Genomic DNA, 15,979 nt, shown 5'->3' with positions numbered 1-15,979 from the left:
GTGGAAATATGATAGCTGGCATTGATGTTGGAACGACAGGCTGTAAATGCACGGTTTGTGATGTGGACGGCACGATTCTTGCGGAATGTTATGACGAGTATTTTGCCGAGGTGGAGGGGTCCTATGGATCATTGCAGCCTGAGATAGTTTGGCACAGCGTCAAGAAGGTTTTGACCGGCGCCGCCAGAGGCTTCCCGCTGCAGGCGATCAGTGTGACCTCGTTTGGAGAAGCGCCGGTGCTGCTGGATGAAAATGACCGCCCGGTGATGCCGACGATTCTGTATACGGATACACGCGGGCAAGCCGAATGCGAAGAATTGATCCGCAAGATGGGCGCGGATCGGATTGCTCAGCTGACAGGTACGGCGCCGCATTCCATGTATTCTATCTGCAAGTTGATGTGGGTTTCCCGAAATCAACCGGAATTATGCAAAAAAGTATCGCGGATCTTCCTTTTCGCAGATTATATCGTATATATGCTCAGCGGAGTGGCACAGATGGATTACTCCCTGGCTGCGCGTACCATGGCCTTTGATATCCACAAGCTGGACTGGTGCGATGAGATATTGGAGTATGCAGGCATTGAAAAAAACAAATTCCCGCCCACGGTGCCAAGCGGCACAAAGGCAGGAATGATTCGCAAATCGGTTGCGGCCGACCTGGGCCTGTCACAGGATATCATGATTGTGACAGGGTGTCACGATCAGATCGCAGCAAGCCTGGGGACCGGTATTGCAAAAGATGGTATGGCGGTGGATGGTACGGGCACTGTGGAATGTATCACATCGATGTTCAGCCGAAAACCCGACACAGTCAAACTGCAGAAAAACAATTATGCGGTGGTTCCGTATGTTTTCCCGAACAGCTTTGTATGCTATGCATTTTCCTTTACAGGCGGTGCCCTGCTGCGCTGGTACCGGGATCAATTCGGCGCGCTGGAAACGATCGTGGCTAAGCAGCGTGGAATGAATTTTTATGAACACATGAATCAGAAGCTTGGCGATTCACCCTCCAGCCTGTTGGTGTTGCCGTATTTTGCGGGTGCAGCAACGCCGTATATGGATATCGATGCGAAGGGTGCGATCCTGGGGCTGTCCTTGGATACAACAGCGGAAGAGATCTACCGGGCGCTGATGGAAGGCGTGACCTATGAAATGCTGCTCAATCTGGAGCGTTTGCAGGAGGCGGGTGTCTACATCACCGAGCTGCGCGCGACAGGCGGCGGGGCCACGTCCGAGGTGTGGCTGCAAATGAAAGCGGACATTTTGAATTGCAAGATTGTCACGTTGGGCAGTGCCCAATCGGGTACATTGGGATGCATCATGCTGGCGGGCGTTGCGTGCGGCATTTATGAAAATATCCAGCAAGCCCAGGAGAAATTGGTGAAATTGGGAAAAGAATATCATCCGCGGTCGGAGGCGCATGAGATTTATATGCATTACTACAATGTGTATAAAAAGATTTATGCCGCGACCAAATATATCGGGATTTAAAGATCGGTGTTTGCGGAACTGGATGCGCGATATAGGCTGGGGGTTACGCCGGTAGCCTGTTTGAAATATTTCGTGAAATAATTGTAATCATAGATGCCGATTCGGGTTGCGATTTCGCTGATATTCAAATCAGAATCACGCAGAAGTTTTTGCGCGGCCTGAATGCGCAGCTTTTTGATTTGTTTGCCGATACTGCAGCCGTAAAGCTGTTCCGAGATCCGGTAAAGCCGGGAGTGGCTGATGTGGAACTCCTGGCAGATGGAGTCGGCGGTCAGCACTTTATCCAAGTTAGATATGATGTACTGGTTGATCTGGGACGGCAAATCGTTTGAATCCTGCCGAATCAGTTCGGAAAGGTGAATGTATGCGGTACAGGCTTCGATGATATTGGCAGCAGCATGCAGTGTTTCCACAGAAACATATTGCTTTTTGAAAAAAGCCTGTTTCAATGCTTCTATGTCAATGGCGTAGTCTTTACAGCGTTCCCGGATAAACGGCCAGACGGCGTCTTTGTCCGGATAGTTGCAGATCTGGCCAAACATCAGATATGCGATAATCGTGTTGTTGTAATAAATGGGAGAAACCACTTCGGACAGCCCGGCATGACAGGTATACAAATATAATTCGTTGGTATGCTGGCAAACCTTGCAGGCTGCTTCGTCGCATGCAAAACATTTTTGCAGCGCGGTCTCATTGGAGCGGATGAGGGAACAGAAACTGCAATGCTCAAACGGATAGCCCAGAATTTCATGAAATGAATTATCGAAAATGACGATGCGCAGGCCAGTTAAGTGATAAAAACTTTGCAGCAACTTTTTCAGTTTTTCCGTATCTAAATTGGCCATAAGCAATCACCTACGACTGTGGGATGAGATATTAAATATTATAACATATCAAAAAAGAAAAAAGCAATCAAGAAGAGCGTGTATGGCTCTGGATAATCAAGGAAGGAGCAATTGCAAATGGCTAGTATTTCATTGCGCCATATTAAAAAAGTTTATCCTGGTGGGGTAGAGGTTATCAACGATTTGAACCTGGAGATCAAAGATAAGGAATTTATCGTCTTGGTTGGCCCGTCCGGCTGCGGCAAGTCCACCACCCTGCGTATGATTGCCGGCTTGGAGGATATCAGCGGCGGTGAACTGTATATCGGCGACCGTTTGGTCAATGATGTTGAGCCGAAGGACCGCGATATTGCCATGGTGTTCCAGAACTATGCATTGTATCCCCATATGACCGTGTATAAAAATATGGCCTTTGGATTGAAGCTGCGCAAAATGGACAAGAAGGAAATCGATGAGAAGGTGCGTGCGGTAGCAAAGATCCTGGATTTGGAACAGCTGTTGGATCGTAAGCCGAAAGCACTGTCCGGCGGCCAGCGGCAGCGTGTTGCGTTGGGACGCGCCATGGTGCGCGATCCCGCCGTATTCCTGCTGGATGAACCGCTGTCCAACCTGGATGCAAAGCTGCGCACCCAGATGAGAACGGAAATCACCAAATTGCACAGACAGCTGGATACCACCTTTGTCTATGTAACGCATGACCAGACGGAGGCAATGACCATGGGCGACCGCATTGTGGTTATGAAAGACGGCGTGATCCAGCAGGCGGATACCCCGCAAAACCTGTATAACAATCCGTGCAATATGTTTGTCGCCGGCTTTATCGGCTCGCCGCAGATGAATTTTCTGGATGCGAAAATCATCCATCAGGACGGGGCATTTTTTGTCCAGATCGGTCCATACCGGATCTGCATTCCGGAAGGCCGTATGGAGGGCGTCGATCTGCAGCAGTATGTGGATCGCTCGGTTGTGTGCGGTATCCGTCCAGAGGATATGCATGCGGAACCGGTCTTTCTGAACGCAGTGAACGAATCCGAGCAAATCGAAGTGGATATCGATGTAGTCGAAATGATGGGCGCGGAAATGTATCTGCATGGTGAATGCGCTGGCATGCCGGTTGTGGTGTGTACGCCTTCGCGCGTAATGGCCAAGTCGGGTGAGAAGATCCGTCTGGCTGTCGATACCAACAAGATGAAGCTGTTTGATCCGGAAACGACCAATGTCATCCTGTAAATGAACGGAAGGAGAAAAAGTTCCTGCCGGTGCCAGTGATCCGATCAGCAGTTTCGCAACTCCTCCATCGTCACAGTTTTGACCGGGTAAAATCTCGACCTCAGGGGCGCTCCACGACATGATTCGGCCTGCGTGACGCAAATTGCAATAAAGTGAAAAATGGGATGCAAGCAACCGATGTGCACTGCTGAATGTGAAACCACACTGGAAGGCTGCTCTTTCTTTTGTGTTGACCTCCGACGTGGTGTTGTTCCGGACATCCTGCCGGAGGTTTTCTTTGTGGGGAAACGGGTGTTAAGGGATAAAAACGGCATAAGGAATCGCCTGATGCTGGTGCAGCGGAAAGGAAAAATATGAGTATGACAAGGATCTCTGCTTTAAAGAAACAGTTGGCAAGCGGTGGCCTGGATGAACGCTTGCGCGAGGTATATGGCTCACAGGCTGATCTGCCGGCGCTGCATGCACGGCTGCTTGGGTTGATGGATACATATGAAAAGGAATTCGGACAGGACAAAGCGGTCAGGCTGTTTTCCGGGCCGGGCCGCACGGAAATCGGAGGGAATCATACCGACCATCAGCATGGGCGTGTGCTGGCGGCGGCGATTGATCTGGACGCGGTGGCCTGTGTGGCGCCCAACGGTTCCAGCGTGGTGCGGATTCGGTCGGCCGGATACCCTGCGTTGGAAGTGGATTTGCAGGATTTGAGACTGCATGTGGAAGAAAGAACAACTTCGGCGGCATTGGTGCGAGGCGTGGCAGCGCGCATATCCGAAATGGGTTATTCGCTTGGCGGGTTTGACGCAGTGATGCAATCGACCGTGCTTGGCGGGTCGGGGCTGTCGTCCTCTGCGGCTTATGAAGTCCTGATCGGCGTCATCTTTAACGATCTGTTTTGTCACAGGGCATTGACGCCGGTGGAGATCGCACAGATTGGCCAATATGCGGAAAACGTGTTTTTCGGCAAACCCTGCGGTTTGATGGATCAGCTGGCAAGTTCGGTGGGCGGCGTGGTATCGATTGATTTTCAAAATCCGGCGCAGCCGGTGGTCAAGCGGATCGATTACGACTTGGCGCAGTCGGGTTATGAACTGTGCATTATCGATTCCGGCGCCGACCATGCGGATCTGACCGATGAATATGCAGCGATCCCGCAGGAAATGCGTGCGGTGGCGCAGTGTTTTGACAAGGAGTATCTGCGCGAGGTCGATTCGCGGGAAGTGTGGAACGACTTGGCGCAGGTGCGTGAGCAGACCGGAGACCGCGCCGTGCTGCGCGCGATCCATTTCTTTGCGGATAATGCATATGCGTATCGCGAAGCACAGATGCTGGAGGCAAATGATTTTCATGGATTTCTGGAGTATATCAACCGGTCCGGTCGCTCTTCGGCCGAGCTGCTCCAGAATCTTTACTGCATTGCAAAACCGCAGCAGCAGGCGGTGGGGATCGCCATTGCCGCGGCCAGACGGCTGCTGGACGGCGATGGCGCGGTGCGAGTGCATGGAGGCGGCTTCGCCGGGACGGTGCAGGCATTTGTCCCAACGGCCAATATGGAGCGGTTTCAGGCCGGTATGGAAGCGGTGCTCGGCAAAGGATGCTGCCATTTCTTAAAAATCCGGCCGATGGGAGGCACGGCGCTGGTGTAAGGCGGGGAAACGGAGAACGAACGGACAAAATTTTGCGTGGAGGCGATAGAAATGTCAATTTTGGTATTGGGCGGCGCAGGATATATCGGGTCGCACACCGCGCTGGCGCTGGTGAAGGCCGGCCGGGATGTCGTGGTTGCCGATAATCTGGAAACGGGCTTCCGGGCGGCGGTACCGGACGCAGCAAGATTCTATGAGGGTGATATTCGTGACCGCGCCTTTGTCGATCGCCTGCTGGAACAGGAGAACATTGACGGCGTGATCCATTTTGCGGCAAATTCTCAGGTTGGGGAAAGCATGGTAAAGCCGCTGAAATATTATGACAATAACCTGTGCGGCACCAAAACCCTGCTGGAGAGCATGGTCGCACACGGTGTGGATAAAATCGTATTCTCCTCTACAGCCGCGACATATGGCGAGCCGGAACGTGTGCCGATTTTGGAAACGGACAGGACCTGCCCCACCAACTGCTATGGAGAAACCAAACTGGCCATGGAGCACATGATGAAGTGGGTATCCGCGGCGCATGGTTTACACTTTGTTGCATTGCGCTATTTCAATGCCTGCGGGGCGGAGCCGGATGCGTCGATCGGGGAAGCCCACAATCCGGAGACGCATCTGATCCCGCTGATCCTGCAGGTGCCGCAGGGGAAACGCAGCCATATCTCTGTTTTCGGCAAGGATTATCCGACGCCGGACGGCACTTGCATCCGCGATTACATCCATGTTTGTGATCTGGCGCAGGCGCATATTCTGGCACTCGATTATCTGATGCAGGGCGGACAGAATGACGTCTTTAATCTGGGTAACGGTGTGGGCTTTTCTGTGCTGGAAGTGCTGGAGGAGGCGCGCCGTGTCACCGGGCATCCGATTCCCGCCAAGATAGAAGACCGCCGCGCGGGAGATCCGGCGCAGCTGATTGCTTCGAGCGATAAAGCCAAAACTGTGCTGGGTTGGAAGCCGGAATATGACAGTCTGCAAACCATCATTGAAACGGCATGGGCGTGGCACCAGAGCCATCCGACCGGCTATGAACAGGAAAGGGGGTAAAACAAATGGTGGATCGTGCGATTGCCGATTTGATCCGCTATGCGGAAGAGAACGGGTTGATTGCGCGGGAGGATCATATCTGGGCTGTCAATACGATTTTGGACGCGCTGCGGCGGGATACATACACCGAACCCGAAGACACGGCACAGGAACCGGTTTGTCTGGAAGCGGTTTTGCGGGAGCTGACCGATGACGCAGCCGGCAGAGGGCTGCTGGAGCAGGATTCCGTGGTTTACAGGGATCTGTTTGACACCGGCTTGATGGGTCGGCTGACACCGCCGCCGCATGAGGTGGTCTGGAAATTCCGCGCACTGTATGCGGCTTCGCCGCAGCGGGCAACCGACTGGTATTATTCGTTCAGTCAGGCGACCAATTATATCCGTCGGGATCGGATTGCAAAGGATATCCAATGGAAGGCGGATACCGCATATGGTACCTTGGATATCACGATCAACCTATCCAAGCCGGAAAAGGATCCCAAAGCGATCGCGGCTGCCCGCAATATGCCGGCCGCTGGGTATCCCCAATGCCAGTTGTGTGCCGAAAATGAGGGCTATGCCGGCAGAGTCAACCACCCGGCCCGACAGAATCATCGAATGATTCCCATTAACATAGACGGAAATCGATGGTATTTGCAGTATTCGCCGTATGTATATTACAACGAACACTGTATCGTGCTCAATGCCGAGCATGTTCCCATGAGAATCGATCGATCCTGTTTTTGCAAACTGCTCGACTTTGTCGGTCAGTTTCCGCATTATTTCGTGGGCTCCAATGCGGATCTCCCGATTGTGGGCGGATCCATTTTGGCGCACGATCATTTCCAGGGCGGACATTTCACATTCGCCATGGAGAAGGCTCCCGTGGAAAAGGAGATCCCATTTCGCGGATTTGATGATGTTCGCGCGGGAATTGTCAAATGGCCGATGTCGGTGATCCGTTTGACTGCGGCAGATCCGTCACGGCTGATCGAATTGGCGGATCGGATTCTGCGCTCCTGGCGTGGCTATACCGATCGAAACGCGATGATTTTGGCGGAGACAGACGGTGTTTCACACAATACCATCACCCCTATCGCAAGAAGGCGCGGCGATGACTATGAGTTGGATCTGGTCCTGCGCAACAACCTGACGACAGCGGAACATCCGCTGGGCCTGTATCATCCGCATGAAGAACTGCATCATATCAAGAAGGAGAATATCGGCTTGATTGAGGTGATGGGCCTTGCGGTTCTGCCGGCCCGTCTCAAGGCGGAACTATCCGCTGTGGCGGACAAAATGGTGGCGGGACAAGATTTGCGTGGCGATCCGCTGACGGATTCCCATGCAAAGTGGGCAGAGGAGATCGCAGGCCGCCGCAGCATAACGGCGGACAACATCACCCGTGTATTACAGGAGGAAGTGGGGCAGGTTTTTGCCACGGTTCTGGAGCAGGCAGGTGTATATAAGCGGACAGCAGCGGGGCAAAAGGCGTTTGAGCGATTTCTTTCTCAGGTCGGTACCTGTTGATCTGCTCCCACCGGCAGCGGGGGGCAAGTGCGTATAGCTGGAGGACCCCTTGCCTGCCCGGATGAATGTATTTGCGTATCCGCAGGTTGTGAAAAGTCAAAAAAAACGCTTCCAAACGGAGAATGGACGGTCTTTTCCGTCCCTCGGTTAGGAAGCGCTTTTTTGGATTGGTTCAGGTGGAAATCGTTTGTCCATGGGGAGACTGTGCAAGTTATGTTTGCAGCATGGCAACCGCGCGTGCAGTGGAAAGCAACGCCTGCGTTCTATCCGCGCAGCAGCCACGCAATGCCGGCGGCGGTGCGTTCCGATGCATGGTTGTGATGGTTGCCGGGATTGAGCCGGAACACAGTGTCGATGCCCTTTTCCCGATAAAACGCCTGAATCGCTTCGGTATTCTGCCGGACGCTTTGCAGAACCGGGTTGCGGGTCTTGTGCTCCCGGTCTCCCAGAGAAAAGTACATGCGGTCGGGCCGGCAATTGGGCCTGTGAGAAAAAATGTATTCTTTTATGCCGGGAAACCAGAGCGACCCGGATATGCTGCCCACGCGGGAAAATACATCTGTCCGGTAGATAGCATACACGGAGAACAACCCGGCCAGGGAGTATCCGGCGATCCCACGCCACCGTGGGGCTGCGGGCAGAGCGTTTTCCGTCGCCGGGAGGATTTGTTCCGTCAGAAGCCGCAGATATGCGTCCGCCCCGCCCGTGCAAGGCTGTGCGCTTTTGAAGATGGGCGGGCTGTTCCAAGGGGCCATGTCGTGATCCCAGTTCAGCCCGCTGACTGCCGCCAGCGTAAACGCCGGGCAGCCCGCAGCCTGCGCAGCCTCGAATACCTTCTGTCCCTCATCGGCAAAGGTGTTGAGATAGATCACCGGCGCCTTTGGTTCGACGCTGGGGAAAACGGAGATGGTTTTGTCACCGACGGTAAAGACGCGCATCCGGGTTCACCTGCTTTTCGTTTCATGGATTTTGCAGCGGTGTTCCTGCTGGTTCTATTGTACTGAAATAAAAACGGCTTGGCAAGATCCGTCCGGTACTTTTGACAAGGGGACGAAGGCAGCCCTGCCAAACTGGCGGAGCACCATCTCGGAGAGGGCGTGAAAGCTGTGGAAGCGGCAAATGAAAGTCGCGGAGTCGGAACGGGTAAAGCGGGTGAGAGGGGGAGTTCGATACTGACCTACTGTTTCTCCTTTGGCCGTACGCAGGTTTCAATGATGTCGGCAATCATCTTCACATCATCCGCACAGTCCTGCCGCAGCCACTCTTTGATGATGGCGATGATGCCCTCGACATAGTAGGCGATGTAATAAGGGCGATGGACGGTTGGAATTGCAAATCGTTCCAGAATGGGACCGAGGATATGCTGTTTCAGTTCCCCGTATCGGGCATAGGCCTGCATGCCGCCCGGATTGCGGAACGCCGCACGGTAGATCTTTTTGTTGTCCCGGATGAAGCGAAGATAGGGTAAAAGATATTCCCGGGTGACCAGAACCAGTTCTTCCCGCTTCCGGCTGTCCATATTGCCCAGAACCTCTTCTTCCTGCTTGGGGAAATAGGAGAGAAAGCGTTGGTTGATCCGTTCCAGTGTTTCATTCACCAGATCGGCGATGGTCTCATAGTGCAGATAGAAGGTGGATCGGTTCACGCCGGCCTGCTGGCAGAGCTCTTTGACGGTGATGTACTCCAAATCTTTCTGTTCCAGCAGCGTGATGAGTGCTTCGTCCATCCGCAGGGCGGTGTTAAAATATTTGCTTTCGGATTTGTTCATCGGCCGCCCTCCTTTCGTTTTCATTCCGCAGATTCGCTGATTTCTCGGGCGAGCTGCATGATCTCAAAGGCATACTTTTCTTTGCCTGTCCGGAGCAGTTTTTTATAGATGGGGTAGTTTAAACCCACGCCGATGATGCCGAGAATCCCCAGAAGGATTCCGATGCCCGTCATCAGAATGCCGCCGCCGATCACCTGCATGGAAAGGCACATCCCCAGGCCGAGGATCAGGGTCATTCCGACGCCGAAGGTGTAGGCGAAGATGTTGGCCGTGCTTTTTGCTTTTCGGTCCAGCTTTCTCAGGGCGACGACCTTGGAGGTGTCTTTTGGAGCGTATTCATTGGCAATGGCTTCCGCAAAAATTTTATCCGTGTTCATGGTGTGCTTCTCCTCTTTATGATGGATTCTTTGCAGCTGCTGATAAAATCATAGAGGATCTTACGGCGAAAGACAACGACACGGATCAAAATTTGTGCTGATTTCAGGTGATGGTCAAAATTAAAAATGGGAAAGCGCCCGCCTGTGGGTGCGGCTGGCAGCCACTGGAACGATTGTTCCGGTGGCTGCTTTTTGTCCCAAGAAAGCAGCAGGCGGTTGCGCATGCCGGCCCCGAGGAGGAAACGGCCCTTCCGCAGGCAATTTGTGTGGGAAGGACGCATAGGATGGTACCGGAACGGAAAGGAGGCCAACCCATGCCCGTCACTGAGACAACCGCACAGTCGGCGCAGGCCCGCCGCGTCCTGCTCGAGCTGCTCGAGAACGTCATCGCGGCGCAGTTTGAGGAAGAAACGGCCGAGGAACCGGCATAATCCGTCGGGACCGTCTGGGCGGTGACAGGAGGGAAAGAGCATGTCAGCATGCCGTGCGGTTTTGTATCTGCGGCTGAGCCGCGACGATGACAATCCCGGCGAGAGCGAAAGCATTCAGAACCAGCGCAGCCTGCTGCGGGCGTACGCGGCGCGGGAGGGACTGGATGTTGTCGGGGAGTATGTGGATGACGGCTGGTCGGGCACACGGTTTGACCGCCCACGCTTTCAGGCTATGCTCCGCGATATGGAGCGGCACCGGTTCGAGGTCGTGCTGGTCAAGGATCTGTCGCGGCTCGGGCGCGATTATATCCAGACCGGCAGGTATCTCGAGTTGGTATTCCCGGCGCACGGCGTGCGGCTGATCGCGGTCGGCGACGGCATTGACACCGCGCGGGCGGATACCGACCTTGCGCCGTTCCGCAACGTCATCAACGAGATGTATGCCCGCGATACCAGCCGCAAGATCCGCAGCGCGCTGCACACCAAAATGCAGGCGGGCAAGTTCATCGGCAATTTTGCGCCGTACGGATACCAGAAAGACCCGGCGGACAAAAACCACTTGATTCCGGACGAGCGCGCCGCCGCGACCGTGCGGCAGATCTTCACTTGGGCGGCATCCGGCAAGCGCCCGGCCGAAATCGCGCGGCGGCTCAATGCGCGCGGCGAGCCGCCGCCGGCGGCCTATCGCGCGTTGGTGCATCCGGGACTGAACCCCGACCAGTACTCCAAACGCAGGGAATGGACGTCGGCCGGGGTCGGCCGCATGCTGCGGGATGTCGTCTATCTGGGGCATATCGCGCAGGGCAAGACCGATAAAATCAGCTTCAAAAGTAAAAAGACGCGCGAAAAGCGGGCGGACGAGTGGATCATCGTTCCGGATTGCCATGAGCCACTGGTTTCCCGGCAGACCTTTGACGCGGTGCAGCGCCAGCGGTCGGCCCGTCGCTGCGACCGGAAAGGCGCGTTTTCCAACCTGTTTTCCGGGCTGGCCTTTTGCCTCGACTGCGGCAAGGCGATGTCCACGGTCGGCACGCGGCGGAAAAGCTCGGCGGCGAGTCTGGCCTGCGGTGCGTACAAACTCCGGGGCACTGCGGCATGCTCCAACCATTTTATCGCCTATGAGTCGCTCTACCGCTGCGTCTTGGAGGCGGTGCGGCGTTATGTCTGCCTGTCCGAACAGGACTGTGACGAATTATTCGAGCGGTTGCAGCGCCGTTTGCGCTTAGATGAGCGGGGACGGGAAGTGGGCTGCGCGCGTGAACGGTTGACGCAGCAGCAGAAGCAGGTGCAGCGCCTGATCGCGCAGCTGTATGAGGACCGCGCGGCAGGAAAAATCGGGGAGACAAACTTTTATCCGCTGCTCGACCGCTATGAGCGCAAAACGGCCGCGCTGCGGCAGCAGATCGATGCGCTGCCGCCGGATCGCGGGGCGGAACACCAAAAACGGTTGCAGGAACGCCTGTGGGCGATCATTCACCGGTATACGGAGATCGAAACGCTGACGCCTGCTTTGTTGTTTGCGCTGATCGAGCGGATCGAGGTCGGGCAGGGTACATACGAAAAGACCGACAAGGGCAGGGTCAAACGGCAGAAAATCGTGATTCACTTCCGATTCCTGCCCGAACCCTGCCAAATCGACTGGATCGAATAAACGGGACGCACCGAGGTGGATGGTGCGTCCCGTTTGGCTGTTGGTTGTGCGGTCAGGAAAGTGCGGTGAAGCCCGTCAGGATCTTCGCGCCCTCTGCACGGGTCGCGCTGCCCTGCGGGACGAGTGTGGTCGCGGTGCGGCCGTTTACCAGCCCGACGGCAGCCGCCCACTGCATGGCGTCCTGCGCATAGGCGCTGATTTGCGCCGCATCCGTGTACACGGACAGGTCGGCGCGCGCGGTGGTGTCCATGCCGCGGAAGGCGGCGAACCGGCAGAGCAGCACCGCGGTCTGCTCGCGCGTGACCGGGGCGTTCGGGCGGAAGGTGTTGTCCGGATAGCCTTCCACCAGCCCGTTTTGCCGCGCCCAGTAGACGGGCAGGGCATAGTAGGCGTTCGCGTCCACGTCGGCGTACGGATAGCCGAGGTTGTCGCCCACTTCGGGCGCGCCCGCGAGGTTGTAAAGCACCGTGGTCAGCATGGCGCGCGTCATCACGGTGTCGGGCGAGAAGGTGTAATCGCCCGTGCCGTTCATCACGCCCTGCTGCACGATCTCGCCCACGCTGTCATAGTACCAGCTGTCCGCGGGCACGTCGGTGAACAGGCGGCCGTATTTGGTCAGCGTGCAGGTGATGACCGGGCTGTTCCGATGCCCGTCCAGCATGGCGATGCACTGGGTCGTGGTCGTGGGGGCAAATGGTTCGGTGTACAGGGTGCTGGACGCGGTCGGCGTCGAGCCGTCGGTCGTGTAGTAGATGGACGCGCCCGGCGTAGCGCAGGACAGCGTCAGCATGCCGTCTGCATAGGAGACCGTCGGCGCGGCCGTGGGCGGCAGGCCGGACACGGTCTTGGTCGTCACCGGCGTGCGCGTGCCGTACTGGTCGATGCCGACGACCGAGAACGTCGTGTCGCGGGTGATCGTGATCGGGCCGGTGTATTTTTGACTGCCGAGGTGCGGGGTCATGGCGCTGGTCGTGTAGTACAGCGTCACGCCCTTGTCGGGCGAGGAAAACGTGACCGTCACGCCGTTGTCGCCCGGGGTGGATGCAATCGTCGGCGCGGTATACGCGGGCAGGTTGGTACCCTTGTTCGGCGCGCTGGTGTACACCACGCCGTTTTGTGGCGTGACGCCGCGGCGGCGCAGCAGCTCGGCGACGGTCACGAACTCATACCCTTGGCTTTTGAGCGTGTCGATCGCGCGCAGCGCGCCCTGCACGCTGGTCTGGTAGATGTCGTGCACGAGGACGATCGCGCCGTCGTGCGCGCCGCGGACGATGTTGTTGTATACCGTGTTCGCGTTGCGGTATTTCCAGTCGAGCGGGTCCACGCTCCACAGGATGATGGGCGCGGCGACTGTGCTCTTGACCGCGCCGCCCACCGCGCCGCCGGGCGTGCGCACCATGTCGGTGTACGCGCCGCCCATGCGGTCGAACAGCAGGCTTTCCACGCGGCTGACCTCGCTTGCGATGGTGGACGCACCGTATTTGTCAAACGGGATCAGGTGCTGGTAAGTATGGTTGGCCAGCTGATGGCCTTCGTCGCGCATGCGGGTGAGCACGGATTTGTGGTTCACGATGCCGTGCGAGCCGTTGACGCCGTTCATAAAAAAGGTCGCCTTGGCGCCGCGGGCCTTGAGCCCGTCGAGCAGCGTCGGGGTGTAGACCGAGGGACCGTCGTCAAAGGTGAACGCGATCAGTTTGGCGCCGGTGCTTGCGGCCACAGGCATTTGTTCGGCCGCCGCGGCGAGCGGCAGGCTGGACAGCAGCAGCGCAAGCCCCAGCAGCAGGGCGGATAGTCTCTTTCTCATATCGTACCTCCTTTGCGGGATGCGGGTAGGGGTTTATCCCATTGTACCCGACAGGCCGCGTGCCGTCAATTGTGGGTTTGGTGCAAAAAAAGACCGCCGCCCCCGAAGGGGGACAGCGGTCCGTACAGTGATCGGCTTACAGGAAGATATACTTGAGGATGAACAGCACCGCCAGCACATACATGAGCGGGGTGACCTTCTTGCCCTTGCCTGCGGCGAGGTTGAGCAGCACATAGGAAATGACGCCCATCGAGATGCCTTCCGAGATGCTGTAGAACAGCGGCATGGAGATGATGGCGAGGTAAGCCGGGATGGCGTCGGTCAGGTTGTCCAGATCGAAGCGGATCTCGGTGACCGTGCCGACCATCAGGAAGCCGACCATGATCAGCGCCGGCGCGGTGGCAAACGACGGGATCGCGGTGAAGATCGGCGCAAACAGCGTGGAGATCAGGAACAGCACGCCGGTGACCAGTGCGGTCAGGCCGGTGCGGCCGCCGACGGCAACGCCGGAAGCGGATTCGACGAAGGTCGTGGTGGTCGAGGTGCCGAGGATGGCGCCCGCCGAAGTCGCGATCGCGTCGGACAGCAGCGCGGGCTTGATGCCGGGCAGCTTGCCGTCCTTGTCGAGCATGTCCGCCTTGGTGGCAACGCCGATCAGCGTGCCGAGCGTATCAAAGATATCGACAAACAGGAACGAGAAGATGACGACGATGAAGTTGATGATGCCGACCGCGCCGAAATCCACATTGAAGCACTGGCCGAAGGTCAGGCCGAGCTTGGAGAAATCGGTCATGCCGAAGGCCGGGAACAGGGTGTAGAAGCCCGCTTCCGCGTCCGGCACATACAGCCCGACCAGCTGGCAAAGCATGCCGATGATCCAGGTCAGCAAAATGCCGAACAGGATGGCGCCCTTGACCTTATGGATATACAGCACCGCGGTGATGAACAGGCCGACCAGCGCGAGCAGCGCGCAGATGCCGGCGGTGTGGAAGTTGTCGGTGAAGCTCGTGATGGTGACGAGCGTGGAGGAATCGACCGACAGGCCCGCGTTCTGCAGGCCGATGAAGGCGATGAACAGGCCGATACCGACCGAAACGCCCTTTTTGAGCGTCAGCGGGATGGCGTTGAAGATGGCTTCACGCACGTTGGTCAGCGACAGCACGATGAAGATCAGGCCCTCGATAAAGACCGCGAGCAGCGCGACCTGCCAGCTGTAGCCGTAGCCGGCGACGACCGTGTAGGCCATGAAGGCGTTCAGGCCCATGCCGGCGGACAGCGCAAACGGCAGGTTGGCCATGAAGGCCATGCAGATCGTGCCGATGAAGGACGCCAGCGCGGTGGCCAGCAGAACGGCGGTCGTATCCATGCCGGTCGAGCCGAGGACACTCGGGTTGACCGCAAGGATGTATGCCATGGTCATGAAGGTGGTGATGCCTGCCATGACCTCGGTGCGGACGGTGGTATGGTTGTCTGTCAGTTTGAACATCTTTTCAAACATGTTTGTTTTCAGCCCCTTTTGCGTTTCTCTTTTTCCCCTTGCGTATTATTTGCCGTCGTAGGAGACCACGGTGGCGAGCGGGTGATCGGCCAGACGGTCGCGGCCGTGCAGGCCCTTGAGCTCGAGCAGGCACACGATCTTGACGACCTTCGCGCCGAGCGACTCGAGCAGCTTGACGGCGGCCTCAAGCGTGCCGCCGGTGGCGATCAGGTCATCGACCAGCACGATGCGCATGCCCGGGCGGATGTCGTTGCGGTGCACCTCGATCGAGGCGGTGCCGTATTCCAGCTCATACGACATGCCGGCGGTTTCGCGCGGCAGTTTTCCGGCCTTTCGGATCGGAATAAAGGCCTTGTGCAGCTTGTATGCGATCGGCATGCCGAACAGGAACCCGCGCGATTCCAGTCCCGCGATCACATCAAACGTTTCCCCCTCCAGCAGCGCCGCCATTTCGTCCACGGAAAGCTGCAGGCCGTCCGCGTTGCCGATCACGGTGGTGATGTCCCGGAAGATCACGCCCCGTTCCGGGAAATCCGGGATGCTGGTGATATATGGTTCGATTTTGCTCATGCTTCCTCCTTCGTTCAGTTTTGTCTGTGTATGGTGCATGTGGGCGTCTGCCGCGCGGCGGCGACAGATCATACAAAATCATTTTAAGCAAAACACGCACGCTTTACAAGA

General features: G+C 56.7%; 14 protein-coding genes. 6 read left to right on the top strand and 8 right to left on the bottom strand.

Translation table 11 applies throughout. From position 1 onward, the window contains the following. The first annotated feature begins 8 nt into the window (after positions 1-8). Complete coding sequence (locus EJL02_RS04230; protein ID WP_125115173.1) at positions 9-1,493, top strand: FGGY-family carbohydrate kinase; 1,485 nt, start codon at positions 9-11, stop codon at positions 1,491-1,493. On the opposite strand, the gene EJL02_RS04225 is transcribed toward EJL02_RS04230, so the two are convergent. Continuing rightward, positions 1,490-2,338 (bottom strand): PocR ligand-binding domain-containing protein, encoded by an 849-nt coding sequence (locus EJL02_RS04225; RefSeq protein ID WP_125115172.1) that lies wholly within the window; start codon positions 2,336-2,338, stop codon positions 1,490-1,492. The genes EJL02_RS04230 and EJL02_RS04225 overlap by 4 nt on opposite strands. 117 nt (positions 2,339-2,455) lie before the next feature. Here EJL02_RS04225 and EJL02_RS04220 point away from each other — a divergent pair, with 117 nt between their 5' ends. The 4 genes from EJL02_RS04220 (at position 2,456) to galT (ending at position 7,769) form a co-directional block, all read left to right on the top strand. After that, complete coding sequence (locus tag EJL02_RS04220; RefSeq protein ID WP_125115171.1) at positions 2,456-3,568, top strand: ABC transporter ATP-binding protein; 1,113 nt, start codon at positions 2,456-2,458, stop codon at positions 3,566-3,568. A gap of 359 nt (positions 3,569-3,927) precedes the next feature. Beyond that, positions 3,928-5,211 (top strand): galactokinase, encoded by a 1,284-nt coding sequence (locus EJL02_RS04215; protein WP_125115170.1) that lies wholly within the window; start codon positions 3,928-3,930, stop codon positions 5,209-5,211. A 51-nt stretch (positions 5,212-5,262) separates the two neighbouring features. Then, positions 5,263-6,261 carry a UDP-glucose 4-epimerase GalE gene (gene galE / locus EJL02_RS04210; protein WP_125115169.1) on the top strand — a complete coding sequence of 333 codons (999 nt, stop codon included), beginning with the start codon at positions 5,263-5,265 and terminating at the stop codon, positions 6,259-6,261. 5 nt (positions 6,262-6,266) lie between these two features. Further along, entirely contained in the window at positions 6,267-7,769 is a 1,503-nt protein-coding gene (gene galT, locus EJL02_RS04205; RefSeq protein WP_125115168.1) for a UDP-glucose--hexose-1-phosphate uridylyltransferase, read from the top strand. A gap of 263 nt (positions 7,770-8,032) precedes the next feature. On the opposite strand, the gene EJL02_RS04200 is transcribed toward galT, so the two are convergent. The 4 genes from EJL02_RS04200 to EJL02_RS04185 all read right to left on the bottom strand — a co-directional run bounded on the left by EJL02_RS04200 (position 8,033) and on the right by EJL02_RS04185 (position 10,138). Beyond that, complete coding sequence (locus EJL02_RS04200; protein ID WP_125115167.1) at positions 8,033-8,707, bottom strand: alpha/beta hydrolase; 675 nt, start codon at positions 8,705-8,707, stop codon at positions 8,033-8,035. A 239-nt stretch (positions 8,708-8,946) separates the two neighbouring features. Continuing rightward, positions 8,947-9,537 (bottom strand): TetR/AcrR family transcriptional regulator, encoded by a 591-nt coding sequence (locus EJL02_RS04195; RefSeq protein ID WP_125115166.1) that lies wholly within the window; start codon positions 9,535-9,537, stop codon positions 8,947-8,949. 20 nt (positions 9,538-9,557) lie between these two features. Beyond that, positions 9,558-9,914, bottom strand: a complete 357-nt coding sequence (locus EJL02_RS04190; RefSeq protein ID WP_125115165.1) for a dihydropteridine reductase — start codon at positions 9,912-9,914, stop codon at positions 9,558-9,560. Next, positions 9,911-10,138: a hypothetical protein gene (locus EJL02_RS04185; protein WP_125115164.1), complete on the bottom strand. Its 228-nt coding sequence runs from the start codon at positions 10,136-10,138 to the stop codon at positions 9,911-9,913. Before EJL02_RS04185 ends, EJL02_RS04190 begins: the two co-directional genes overlap by 4 nt. Before the next feature lie 247 nt (positions 10,139-10,385). On the opposite strand from EJL02_RS04185, the gene EJL02_RS04180 reads away from it, so the two are divergent. Then, positions 10,386-11,996: a recombinase family protein gene (locus EJL02_RS04180; RefSeq protein ID WP_125115163.1), complete on the top strand. Its 1,611-nt coding sequence runs from the start codon at positions 10,386-10,388 to the stop codon at positions 11,994-11,996. 52 nt (positions 11,997-12,048) lie between these two features. On the opposite strand, the gene EJL02_RS04175 is transcribed toward EJL02_RS04180, so the two are convergent. The 3 genes from EJL02_RS04175 to EJL02_RS04165 form a co-directional block, all read right to left on the bottom strand. Beyond that, positions 12,049-13,800: an S-layer homology domain-containing protein gene (locus tag EJL02_RS04175; protein ID WP_125115162.1), complete on the bottom strand. Its 1,752-nt coding sequence runs from the start codon at positions 13,798-13,800 to the stop codon at positions 12,049-12,051. A 136-nt stretch (positions 13,801-13,936) separates the two neighbouring features. Next, positions 13,937-15,298 (bottom strand): NCS2 family permease, encoded by a 1,362-nt coding sequence (locus tag EJL02_RS04170; RefSeq protein ID WP_125115161.1) that lies wholly within the window; start codon positions 15,296-15,298, stop codon positions 13,937-13,939. Positions 15,299-15,343: 45 nt separating this feature from the next. Further along, the gene (locus tag EJL02_RS04165) at positions 15,344-15,868 is read right to left on the bottom strand and encodes an adenine phosphoribosyltransferase (RefSeq protein WP_125115160.1); all 525 of its coding nucleotides are present in this window, start codon (positions 15,866-15,868) and stop codon (positions 15,344-15,346) included. Between the last annotated feature and the right edge of the window lie 111 nt (positions 15,869-15,979).

Origin of the sequence: Agathobaculum sp. Marseille-P7918, from assembly GCF_900625105.1 — a bacterium.
GTDB lineage: Bacteria > Bacillota > Clostridia > Oscillospirales > Butyricicoccaceae > Agathobaculum.
This window is presented reverse-complemented; position numbering and strand designations above follow the sequence as displayed.